The organism is Apibacter muscae (assembly GCF_007845635.1).
GTDB lineage: Bacteria > Bacteroidota > Bacteroidia > Flavobacteriales > Weeksellaceae > Apibacter > Apibacter muscae.
The window spans coordinates 1-524 of record NZ_SELG01000005.1; the positions used below are offsets into that span (position 1 = coordinate 1).

Annotated in this window: 1 protein-coding gene; it reads left to right on the forward strand. The window is 31.5% G+C overall.

Annotated features, from left to right (window positions below):
• Window positions 1-38 precede the first annotated feature (38 nt).
• On the forward strand, window positions 39-524 hold a 486-nt coding region (locus ETU08_RS00395; RefSeq protein ID WP_185145240.1), incomplete at its 3' end, for an ADP-ribosylglycohydrolase family protein.

Sequence of the window (524 nt, forward strand, 5' to 3'; positions counted from 1 at the left end):
ATGGTTAAAAAGTATAGAAGGCTTACCTTATTAAGATTATGGAAAAAAGCTTATTAAAAGATATACTTTATGGAGTATTAATAGGAGATTCATTAGGAGTACCTTATGAGTTTAGGACTAGAGAAAACATGCGTAAAAACCCAGCCCAAGACATGGTTGGTTATGGGACACATAATCAGCCTCCAGGAACCTTTTCAGATGACGGGTCTTTAACATTATGTTTAGCAGATTCAATTATTCAAAACGGATATAATATAAAAGATATAGCTAAGAAATTTATATTATGGCAAGATGCAGGATATTGGGGTGCACATAATCAAGTTTTTGACATAGGAATAGCAACTAAAGAAGCAATATATAATCTAAAACAAGGGATTAATCCAATTTTGGCAGGAGGGAATGATGAATATTCAAACGGAAATGGATCTCTAATGCGCATATTACCTCTATTATTAATACTAAAAGATATTCAAGACCCAAAAGAAAGATTTAAAATAGTTAGTGAAGTTTCTTCTATAACACAT